Origin of the sequence: Cellvibrio sp. ARAG 10.3, assembly GCF_051846955.1 — a bacterium.
In the GTDB taxonomy this organism is placed as follows: Bacteria; Pseudomonadota; Gammaproteobacteria; order Pseudomonadales; family Cellvibrionaceae; genus Cellvibrio.
This window is the reverse complement of record NZ_JBPYCU010000004.1, coordinates 195051-206769: the sequence shown is the minus strand read 5'-3', so window position 1 is coordinate 206769 and position 11719 is coordinate 195051. Positions and strand designations below refer to the sequence as shown.

Genomic DNA, 11719 nt, shown 5'->3' with positions numbered 1-11719 from the left:
AAACGGATTACGAAGTTCACTTTTTGGAAATCCATTCACGGCTTAAAATTCACCCGCCGATATCCCTGAAAGGTTTTCTTTATCACCAATAAAATTTCCTGCGGTGATAAATGTTTTATCTTATCCATCAAGGTAATGCGATCTGTCGACACAATATCCGGCGTCTCAATATTGCTCGCGAAGGCGGGCTTGGCTGAATCATATTTATCTTGTGTGGTTAAAGATGGTGCAACCTGATAAGTATTCAGTTGGCTCGCAATCACAGAATCTTCGTGGCAAAACATAAATCGGTCCGGATTTTCGTGAAATTCTTCAGGCACGCTCAATAATTTTTGTGCACCTTTTTTGCTCAGGATATAGGAGCCTGCGCACCAGGATGTGGAATAGAGTCGATAGGTGCCGCGGCCCCGGTGAGTGGAGGCGGGTTGTTTGTCGAGTTTGATGCGGTTGGTGGGTTTTTCCAGACGGATGATATCGAAGTCGTCGGGCATCCAGCTTGTGTCGGTTACGAAGTAGCGAAAATCGCTGGAGATATGCAGGTCATCTTCAACAATGGCTATGCAATCATCCGGGCCATCGGCACATATTTTCCAGGCGTGTGAATGACTCAGGAAACAGCCGACTTTGCCACGTGTCCATTGGCGCTTGCCGTTGCGGGGGCGCGATGAAATAAAGTGTTCATATTCTTCTTGCGATAAATCGCGCCCGTTTGTGGCCTCGAGTCGTTCAAAGCTGAGTTCCTGTTGCGCAAATTGTTGGCGGGAAAATGTCAGGCGGTCGACATCTTTTGCAAGATTGATCAATAAAATTCTCATGTCTCTGAATCCTTAATGTCGTCAGATTATCTTCTACCGGATTTTTTCCGAGAATAGAACTTATTTTTTAAAAAATCGAGAATTTTTAAAAAGCTGTTATAAATCCGTGGCAGGTTAATAAACAAAGAAGCAAAAAAAAGGCTCTCCAGTGGAGAGCCTTAATGAAACCTGTATTTGTGATTGATGTTTATAAATGCTTTATTTAGCGCAAGGGTGTCATCAGGGTTTCACATTCCTGTGCTGTCAGGTTTGCACCACAAACGGGAATCTGGTGTTGAGGCGTAGCATCACTGCGATTGTTCGTCAGTGGGTTGCCCAACACATGGTTTACCACATTAAGGTTGTAACCATTGTCCTGCTCCGCCATCCAGAAGAAAATACCGGCCAATCCATTGTCTTTTGCGTATTGGGTTTTTAACGCAACCGTGCGCGGTGTTTCGATGCTGATAAACGACCCTATACCTTCATGAACCAGATAATCAGCGTTGGCAATTTTATCGGTGTAGAGTGTGTAACCGTTGCGCGGTTTTATGTCGCGGTCCAGGAAATTCTGAAACAGGTCATAACCTTCCACAACGCCAGCTTCCCATGAGCCGACACCGGCAATGCCCAGTATTTGGTCAGCGCCGGTCCAATTCAGGTCACCGTAGGTTGTCGATCCGCTCAAGCCATTGGTGTATTCGCTGATGTCGCCGGGCACAGTGGCTTTGGCGCGATGATAATTTGCCGCACCGATCATCAACTTGTTCGCCGGTACGCCGAGGCTCTTCATGTAGTTGATGGTCCAGTCCGCTGATGTACCTGCCGAAGAACCCACCGCGTTGGGGTTGGTATAAAGCGGTGTGTGATGGGAAATTTCCCGCTCCCAGGCGCCGGTCAGGTCGTAGGTCATCAAATACAGCCGATCCATATAAGGATGCACATTGTCCCAATTGATTTTTTCGAGGCGCCCTAAACCAGCCGGAATGGCGGACGACAAGCGATAGGGTTTTCCGGTTTTGTTCGACAACCAATCCATCCCCGCGCGCAATTCCTGAATCAGTGTGGCGTAGTTGGCGTCGTCGGCAGGGCTGGATGCGCCGGGCACGGAACCGTCAGTGCCGGGATATTCCCAATCAATATCCACACCGTCGAAATCAAATCGTTCGAGGAAGTGCACGATAGAATCCACAAACGCTTTGCGGCGTGTTGGGTTACCAGCCATCCAGTAAAAACCTTCTGACAAGGTCCAGCCACCGACGGATAAATCCAGTTTTAATTGCGGATTTTGTTCGCGCAGTTGATAGAGCACGCCAAACACACCACCGACATTCGCGGGGTCAAGTTCGTACTGGCTTTCGGTGCCGGTCACTCCATTGGGTGCAACACCGACATTGCGCACAAACGCCGCTTCAAAATCGGCGAGCGCCATAGCGCCATCCGGTAAGTGGCTTTGCGTACAGTTACGCATGACTGCCGCCGGTGCCGAGGTAGGGAAGCCACCGTCTTGCACGTTGCTGGCACCGGGATAACAAATTCCGGCGAAGCCATAAACGATACGGTGTAAATTGCTGGCGGCGAGTTTAGTGAAATCAAAGCGGCGACCGTATACAGCCCAGTCACCGATATAAGTCACGATTTCCGTACCGCTGGTGCCATTGTAGGTGTTGTGTTGCAGCGCGAGATTTCCGGGCACCAATTTGGAAACCCGTGCGCCGTTGTCGCCGTCCAGGCCACCGTGGTCACCGCCATTATCGGTTGCCGGTGAAATACCGCCTTGTTGGCCGGGCAGGGTGGATTGCGTATTCGAAATTCGCGCTGCATTGATTGCACCGGTCGGGTTGAGATTACCTGCGTTGGGATTGCCGCTGACTGGTTGGGGCGTGCCGTAATCAATCGTGTTCGGAATAGGTACCGGACACAAATCCGGATCAGCGTAGCCCACCGCCGCAGACCATTGGCCGGGGTAAGCGGTGTTGCCCGGATGAATGGAATGGGTATCGACCAACGCGCGATACACCGCACCCTGATACGCCACGTGGGTGCCGGCGCTATAAATCTTGCCGCTGGTAAATTCTTCCGCGCAGAAACCGACATCGGGAATGTTGTTGCCATTGGAACTGCTGGAGCCTGAGCCACCGCACGCGGCTGCCGTGGTGGATGACCAGGCATTGGTATAGGCCCAGCCGACGCCGGGTTCATAAGCGGAATTACCGCTGGAGCACCAACCGGCGACAGTGCACGCATAATAGCCGCCGGCATGGGCGACTACACTGCCGGCTTGGTAGCTGGTGCCGGCTGCGTAGGCAGGGCAATTACCCGTGCTGGAGGTGGAGCTGGCCACCGAGCTGCTCGAACTTGATACAGGTAGCGAACTGCTCGAGCTTGCAGGCATGCTTGAGCTGGCAATTGAACTGCTGGAGCTGGGCACACTGGAGCTGTTATCGCAGGCTCCCAGATCTTCCCATGCATGTTGCCAGGCCCAGCCGACACCGGGTTCATAGGGCCCGCCCACCGTGCACCATCCTCCCACCGTACAGCGATAAGCATGATTCACCTGTTTAACCAGGCTGCCGGTGGAATAACTGCCACTGGCATATGGAATTAATTCACTGCAGTTGAACGCGTAAGCCTGACCGACTGACATACTCATGATAAACATCAAGGCGAAAGCCTTTGCTTTGATCATGTTTATTTCCTCTTATTATTTACGTTTTTTTGATAAACGCCCGATCACGGCAGGTCATTGCCTACCACCATTGGCCGATGACAAAGATGCAAGCGTTGGAGAGGTAAAACGGCGTTTCCCTGTGCGCAGACTCTTGTCGAACAGTGACAAAAACGTGCCGCACATAAAACGTGGAAATGCGATGACAACGCTGTCTTAAAAAACACATCAAGCGATAAAAATTGCGTTAAATCCCGATGAATTTTTATTGACAACGTTGTCCATCAAAGCTATTGCTTTTATGTGGTGCTTGTCAACCCATGCGAGGGAAAACTGCGGAAAGGAAAACAGATTGGTTGCGGGTTTGTTGAAAAGAATGTCATTGAACGCCGGCTATGGCCGGCGCAGCACACAGATTTTTCCTTGTTGTTCAGCAGAAAGTAATTCATCGCTATGTAGCAGCGGCGAATCAATCCCTTTGCTGCCAGGCTCCACGCCGATCCAACAATTGCGTCCGCTCTGTTTGGCGGTATAGAGCGCGCGGTCGGCAATGTCGATGGTATGTTCCCAGGACAAACCCGCAGGTTTGTCGGTATAAAAGGGATAAGCCGCAAAACCGATGGAACAGGTGATGGTTAAATCAGAGCCGGATTCAATAACAAAAGCATGCTGCGCAATCGTTTGGCGGATACGTTCGGCCATTTCGATCGCTTGCTTGCGCGCACAGAAGCGCATTACTAACAAAAATTCCTCGCCGCCCCAGCGAATCAGGTAATCGGATTCGCGCAACACCTCGCGCAGAACGCCGCTCAATTGTTGCAGTACCTGATCACCTGCTGCGTGGCCGTATTCATCGTTGATGTGTTTGAAGTGATCCAGATCGAGTAGCATAAAAACCAGATCGCTATCAGCAGGAATGGCGCCAGTACTATTGGCTTGGGCATTGACGTAATTGCGTGCGACGATGGCGGTATCTGCGCCGATAAATTTGTTGAGGAAGCGCCGGTTGCGCAAGCCGGTCAAGGGATCGGTGAGGCTGGCTTCTTCCAGTTTGCGATTAATTTCCTGCAGGTGCATTTGCATCTGCTTTAAATGCTGGTTCTTTTGATCAAGCTCCGCGGTGCGCTCGGCCACTTTTTTATCCAGGTGACGGTGGATATCCAGCAATTGCAAATGTGTATGAACCCGTGCCAGCAATTCTTCACGCGCAACCGGTTTATGTAAAAAATCGTTGGCTCCGAGGGAGAAGGCCGTGACGAGATCCTGCAATTGGGTTCGTGCGGTGAGGAAAATAATCGGCAGTTCCTGCGCCGAAAACTGTTGGCGTAAGGTCTGGCATACATCGTAACCGGACAGGTGCGGCATCATGATATCCAGCAGCACCAGGTCCACTGGTTGCTCACGCTGAATCAGCTCAATAGCCTCTTTTCCGCTGCTGGCTTCCAGAACCTGATATTGTTTAAGCGATAGATAATTGCACAGCACTTTGCGATTCACCGCATCATCATCCACGATCAAGATGCGGGCGATAAAATCCTCAGCAAGTTGCTGATGAAATGCCGTCAGGTTGGTTTCTGTGTGGCTTGGTTGTTCAATCAACTCTTCGAACGCCAGGGTGTCTTCTACCGAAGGCGTAGGATCTGCATAATCAATGCTGCGCGCTTGCCATGGCAGGGTAAACCCGAATTCCGATCCGCTTCCCGGCTTCGAGGTCACAAACACCTGACCACCGTGAAGCTCGATGAGTTTACGTGTGATCGATAGCCCTAAACCGGTACCCGCCTGGGTGCGACGAACGGAATCTTCTACCTGGTGAAAGGCTTCAAAGATGGTATCGAGTTGTTCGGTAGGAATACCACTACCGGTGTCCATTACCTTGACCTGTAAATTGCCCCCGTCAATGTGGGCGGTAATGGTTACTTCACCTTGGTCTGTAAATTTGATGGCGTTACCGATCAGGTTGTGCATGATCTGGATCAGATGATCCTCATCGGCATAAATACCGGGCAGGTCACGAGGTATGTTATTGCGCAGCACCAGTGGCTTGTCACCCACCAGCGGGCGCGATAAGGCCAGCACCGTTTCTACCAAGGTATAAAAATCGAGCATTCGTGGATGCAATTTGACGTTGTGGTTTTTGAGTTTGGAAAAATCAAGAATGTCATTGACCAGATTCGCCAGGCGTTTGCCGCTGCTGACAATCATGGCCAGGTTTTGTCGGGTGGCTTCCGGTAATTTGCCGGTCACGCCGTCCAATAACGATTGTGCCAAACCGATAATGCCATGCAAAGGCGTACGCAATTCGTGGGAGGTGTTGGCAAGAAAGTCATCGCGCATTTTATCCAGCGCCTGCAAGCGTTTAACCAGCGACCGCTCCTGCTCAACTTTTTTTCGTTCGTAAGCCAGCTTGATTTGTTGTGTATGAATAAACCAGTAAATCAAGCCGGCGATCACCAGGATATACAAAGTATAGGCCCACCAGGTGCGCCATAGCGGCGGCAGGATATGCAAGGTGACAGCAGTGCCAGCGTCATTCCACACATCATCGTTATTTGACGCTTTTACATGGAACACATAAGTGCCGGGGCTGAGGTTGGTGTAAGTGGCGCTGTGTCTAACGCCGACGTGGTTCCAACCATTATCGAAGCCTTCCAGAAAGTATGCATACTGGTTCGATTCAGGGGAGCGAAAATTTAACGCAGCAAATTCAAACGAAAAAACCGACTGATCGTGTTTCAGCGTGATGCTGCTGGTGGTGTTGATGGATTTACGCAAAGGAGATTCTTCGCCAATAGCAACAGGCTGATTGAACACCAGAAAATCTGTCAGCACAACCGGTGGCTTGACCGGATTCACATCGAGATCCTGCGGGCGAAACAACGTAAACCCTTTGCTGTTACCAAAAAATAATTCACCGGTGCGCAACCGTATGGGTGTGTTACGGTTGAATAAATTACCGCTCAAGCCGCTGTTGCTGTCGTAGTGGCGGAAGCTATTCTCACGCGGGTCGAAGCGCGATAGCCCCTTTAAGGTGCTCAGCCATAAATAACCCTGCTCATCTTCTTCTATCCCGGTGACTACCTGGTCGACCATGCCTTCAGCGATACCGTAATGAATAAATTCATTGGTGTCCCGGTCCAGCCGATGCAGGCCGCCGCCGTTGGTGCCGATCCACAATTGATTCCGACTATCTTCAAAGATCGTCCAGACAAAGTTATTGCGTATTGACGCGGGTTTATTTTCATCTTTCTGATAATGCGCTGTGAACTGACCGCTGACACGATCAAACAGGAAAAGGCCATGCACGCCGCCCACCCACAAATTGTTCTGGCTATCCTCAAGCAAGACACGGCCAAAGAGTTTGGCATCGCCATTCAGTTGTTCGCGTTCGGGCAGGTAACTGGTGAAGTTGTCGCTGTCGGGATGATAGCGGTTCAGTGCTTCTTCGGTGACAACCCATAACGTGCCTTCGCGATCAATCACGACATCCCAGGCTTCACGGCCCACCAGGGTGCCCGTCTTTTTTGCATCGGGGAGATAATGAATAAATTTGTCACTGCCCTTATCGCGGCGATTCAAACCGCGGTCCCAGGTGCCCACCCACAGGGTTTGCTGCGCATCTTCCACAATGGATAACACTGTGCTGCCACTGATGCTGTGGGGATCATCGGGATCGTGCACAAAACGGGTAAAGGTTTGTGTGTCCCGCTCAAAATAATTCAAGCCAAAGCCCGCACCGACCCACAGGTTACCTTGTTGGTCCTCAAACCCCGCCAGGATGCCCCCATCAGCCACGCTGTTGGCGTTGTGAGGGTTGTGGCCGTAGTTATTAAACACCGACGCGCGTTTGTCGACCATGTCGACACCGGAAGGAAAATAACCGATCCACAGATCCTGGTTAGTATCGCGATAAATACTGCGCACCACATGGTTGCCGGGGCCGGTAGGGTTGGCTTCAGAAAAACGAAAGCGCGAATAGTCATTATTGTCGGGATTGAAAATATGCAGAGAGGTCCCGTCGCCGAGCCAGATTAATCCTTGTTGATCTTCGTTGATATCCAGCACCGCGTCACTTTTCTCGCCGCTGTGATGTTGCACCGCAATAAAACGATCATTGGTGCGATCATAGCGATGCAGGCCGCCACCCAAGGTGCCGACCCACAATCGGTTATGGCTGTCGACAAACAATTCGCGCACGCTGTTGTGGGTCAGGCCGGAATGGGTTTTGGGGGCGGAGGCGGGCGCGTTATCGGGATTGTGGCGATAATGACGAAACTGATTGTTGTCCGGATTAAAACGGGTAACGCCGCGGGCATTGTAGCCAATCCACAATATGCCTTCATGGTCCTCCGCAATTGCCCAGGCCATGCGTTCAAGGTCAGGCTCTTCCGGCAAGGCGGAATCGTGGATAGCCTGGGTTGTTTGTTCTTCGGGATTAAAATGGTAAAAGCCGCTGGTGCTGGCCAGCCACAAGCGACCCTGACGATCCTCCAGCATATCGCGGACGTCATTTGAGTTTCCGGCCTGACTGGCGATGTTGTAACGCGAAAAATCGTCGGTGGTGGGGTTGTAACGACTCAATCCGGCACTGGTGGCAATCCATAATTGGCCGCTGCGGGTGCGCAATAAATGGTGGATGGTATTGGAGCTGATACTGCGCGGATTATTTTCCTGATGGCGGTACACCTTGAGTTCATAACCGTCGTAACGCGCCAGGCCGTTGTCGCCTCCGAACCACATAAATCCCTGGGCATCCTGATGGATGCTATCAACCAGTCCGAGCGTTTCGGTCACGGCGGGAAGGATATGCCGGAAGATTAAATTCGGTGGTGGTGTGGGTGAGGCAGACGTCTGCGCAGCTGACGCGGTAGCGGTAAGCAGCAGCGTCAGAAGCAAACCCTGTATGGCGCGGCGTGTTGTTGTGTGGGCGTTAGAGCGCGAGAGAAACCCCGGCAATCTGAATTCATCCGATGCATTTGGCCGGCGCAACAAGCGGATGCCAAACAATAGTCTTATCACCAAAAAACCTCGTTTCTCACTATCTTATATTCAAGCTGTCTCAGCCAGGGTTTCCGCACAGCGTCAGGACGTCGGAACCTTCACACAGTGTAGACCAGGTTGCTGCTTTTCTCGCGTGCGTTGCGTTCGATTCTGGGAATGTTTGGCGGAGCCCTTGGTTAGCTAATTAACAAAGCTGGGTCCTGCGGTTGAATTCCCGGGAAGCGCCACGTTATATTGAATTTCCCTTTGGTGTTGTTTACCTACAGACACACACTGGAAACAGGAGCGGCATGAGCATACTGACCCCCACGCAACACCTCACCTTAACCAGGCTGGCCCACAAGGGGTCACAGTGGTTGTTGGCCCCGGCGCTTTGGTTAAAGCGTCCGAGTCTGGTGCGTTGGCAAATTCAATTGCTGGAAGGTTTTAGTTACCGCAAACTCAGCCATTTTTTTTATGATGCGCTGGCCGCGTCAGGCCATCCCGAGGTTGCGCGCGATTTATTGTTCGCGCACATCAATCGCCTGGCAAGCCGGCCGGTCAGCGTTAGTGCTGAAGCCCTGCGTCCCTATACACCGCCCTTGGCGCAATTCACTCGCACAGAAAAACATCGCGCACTGACTAAAGTCCTCGCCGATCTGGAAGCACAAGGTGTGCGGCCTTTTTTATGTTTTGGTGTGTTGTTAGGTTTTTTGCGTGAAGGGGATTTTATGCAGCATGATGCTGATCTGGACATCGGTATTTTATTACAGGAACACAGCTGTAATCAGGTTCACGCGATCCTGAAGAAAATGGGCTATCACATCGACAGCCATCAACCCGATCCCTGGCCTTGCCGATTAAAAGTTACCGTACCCGGCACAGAAATTCCGGTGGATATTATTTTCTTCCATCCACACGAAGGCAAACTGCAAACCTTTGCGGAATGCTACGGCCATTTACTGATTCGCAACCGTACCGCCTTCACACTAACGCGTGCGGAGTTTCAGGGAATTACCGCGTGGATTCCGGAGAATCCGAAAGCCTTCCTGACCGAAAATTATCAGGATTGGCGCCACAAGGCGGACTACCATCACTGGGTGTTAACCTCACCCCTGACGGATTTCAGCCAGCCTATTGTCGAATATTGTCTCGCGCGCGAATTGGCATACAGCTTGTATCGAAATCGTTTGCATACGGTGATGCGTTTGATGGCGATAGGAAAGAGTCGCTACGCGCACAGTCCATTCTGGCAGGAACTGATCATAGGACAGGTATCATGAAAATCATTTATACCAAGATGGTCGCCGATTTATTTCATCCCGGTCATGTCAATTTTTTACGCAACGCGCGGGCACTGGGTGATCGCCTGGTTGTGCATGTGGTGAGTGATGATCGTGTCACGTCGTTCAAACGGCAGCCGGTAATGAGCCAGGCGGAGCGGCTGGCTGTGGTGGCAGCTTGTCGTTATGTGGATGAAGTTGTTGAAGATGGTCCGCGTATTATCACGCCGGAATTTATGCAGCAAAAAGGCTACGCCATCTACGCGTTTGCATGCTGTGGTACAGAAGAAGTTGTGACCAAGCGACGGGATTGTCCGGACCTGCCTGATCATATGTTGGGTATATTGTCCTACACGGATGGAGTTTCCACTACCGGGCTGATACAGCGTGTACAACAACGTTTGCAACAGGCGGAAACATCACTTGAACGTCATGACCTCACTCAAGTGTCATGCTAGGTCAGCTAGGTCAGCATTATTAAGAAAATAAAATAGCTTCCTGTTTAAACGCAGCCGAGGTGGTCGTTGTTTTATATCCTGTCGGATATTTTTCTCCCCAAATGGCAGTGCCGATCCGCAGATGCGTGGCACCACAGTCAATCGCAATCGCATAATCTTTACTGAAGCCCATTTGACAATGCGGCAACCCATAGTGATCAGCGAGCTTGCGCAATGCTGTAAAGTGGGGCGCCGGTGCATCAGTTTTGGGCGGGATGGTCATTAAACCGGTGATGGGAAGATTCAGGATGAGGCAGTGTTCGATTAAATCCGGTGCAAGCTCAGGCGCGATGCCGTTTTTGCTGGCTTCCTTACCGATATTCAGTTGCACAAAAAATTGTTGTGTTGCCAATGACTCAGGTTCTTCTTTAAGTAACCGCGCAACAATATCGGCCTGGCGTATGCTCGCGATACCTTCAATATGATGAAAGTGTTGCATGATGCGGCGGATTTTATTGGATTGTAAAACCCCAAAATAGTGCAGGTGCAAATTGTGCGGGTGCACATATTTTTTTTCACTTTCCTGCCAATATTTTTCGGCGAAATGCCGATGCCCTGCGTGCGCCAAGGCCTCAATTTCCCCAAAGCGACGCGCTTCGGCCGCAATGGTGACAAGCCCACCTGCACCAACAAAGTGCCGGATGTTGGGTTGGTTCATGAAGTTGGTGTAACGTTCCTGCAGTGATTCATAATGAGGTAAGGATATTGCCAAGCATTCCATGATCATAGTCCTCTATGAAAATAAGAAACACGCGGACACACGATTCGAATCTACACCAAAAAATTTTCTTGCGAAACAAAAAATGTCACAGTGTCGAAACATTTTCCAATTATGCTGAAGGCAGCTTTTATCCGCGTTTTATGTGCGCTGACTAACAGTTTCCATTAAGGCGATCAGTGTGGCTATTCGCGCATTGGAGAGCTGACGATAGTCAGGGTAGGGTGTCACGATTACGCGGTGGTTCTCATTTATCGCAAAATGATTATCGAGCCAGGTCAATGGTGGCAGATCGAGTGTGGCGGCGTAAGTTTTACCCGCGACGAGGTGGAAGGTACTGTGTTTTGCATGAACTTGCGGTATGCTAAATAACAAAGCGGCAATAGATGCCGGTTGAAAAAGTCGTGTGTCCCGGTAGGCTTGCCAGGTATCCGGTAAATCGGTACCACCGGTAGCAGTTTCCCTGCTATTTTCCCAATCAAAAAGAAACTTTGCGTATACGTTAAAAACCTTTCGCCAGTGATTACTGGTATGCCTGACAATGTGATCTATTTCACCCGGCACAAACCCGCGCAGTTCATTCATCCTGGGATAATCATCGATGGGCGGGCGATTGGCGATGTAGATTTTAATTGGACTTTCGTCCGTGCCAAAACCGACCGGAGAAAAGTTTATTTCAGTCACATTATTTTCCAGAATATAAACATAGTGGGCACATTCATGATGTAATGCGCCCAATGGGTGATGCCGCGACATTTCCCTTTTTTAATGATTACGCC

The 11719-nt window shown here is 50.7% G+C and carries 7 protein-coding genes; 2 read left to right on the top strand and 5 right to left on the bottom strand.

The features are described 5' to 3' along the window. Nucleotides 1–35: 35 nt before the first annotated feature. The 3 genes from ACSV5M_RS07330 to ACSV5M_RS07320 all read right to left on the bottom strand — a co-directional run bounded on the left by ACSV5M_RS07330 (nt 36) and on the right by ACSV5M_RS07320 (nt 8481). Nucleotides 36–815 carry a glycosyltransferase family 25 protein gene (locus ACSV5M_RS07330; protein ID WP_439175032.1) on the bottom strand — a complete coding sequence of 260 codons (780 nt, stop codon included), beginning with the start codon at nt 813–815 and terminating at the stop codon, nt 36–38. Nucleotides 816–1017: 202 nt separating this feature from the next. After that, nucleotides 1018–3483, bottom strand: coding sequence for a glycosyl hydrolase family 18 protein (locus tag ACSV5M_RS07325; protein ID WP_439175031.1), 2466 nt, complete (start codon nt 3481–3483; stop codon nt 1018–1020). 372 nt (nt 3484–3855) lie between these two features. Further along, a complete protein-coding gene (locus ACSV5M_RS07320; RefSeq protein WP_439175030.1) occupies nt 3856–8481 on the bottom strand; it encodes a two-component regulator propeller domain-containing protein in 4626 nt (1541 codons plus the stop codon). Nucleotides 8482–8753: 272 nt separating this feature from the next. Here ACSV5M_RS07320 and ACSV5M_RS07315 point away from each other — a divergent pair, with 272 nt between their 5' ends. After that, a complete protein-coding gene (locus ACSV5M_RS07315) occupies nt 8754–9725 on the top strand; it encodes a hypothetical protein (RefSeq protein ID WP_439175029.1) in 972 nt (323 codons plus the stop codon). Further along, nucleotides 9722–10183: an adenylyltransferase/cytidyltransferase family protein gene (locus tag ACSV5M_RS07310; protein ID WP_439175027.1), complete on the top strand. Its 462-nt coding sequence runs from the start codon at nt 9722–9724 to the stop codon at nt 10181–10183. Before ACSV5M_RS07315 ends, ACSV5M_RS07310 begins: the two co-directional genes overlap by 4 nt. 19 nt (nt 10184–10202) lie before the next feature. On the opposite strand, the gene ACSV5M_RS07305 is transcribed toward ACSV5M_RS07310, so the two are convergent. Together ACSV5M_RS07305 and ACSV5M_RS07300 are read right to left on the bottom strand one after the other, a co-directional pair. After that, complete coding sequence (locus ACSV5M_RS07305; RefSeq protein ID WP_439175026.1) at nt 10203–10943, bottom strand: alanine racemase; 741 nt, start codon at nt 10941–10943, stop codon at nt 10203–10205. A 138-nt stretch (nt 10944–11081) separates the two neighbouring features. Next, a complete protein-coding gene (locus ACSV5M_RS07300) occupies nt 11082–11678 on the bottom strand; it encodes a DUF6942 family protein (RefSeq protein ID WP_439175024.1) in 597 nt (198 codons plus the stop codon). Between the last annotated feature and the right edge of the window lie 41 nt (nt 11679–11719).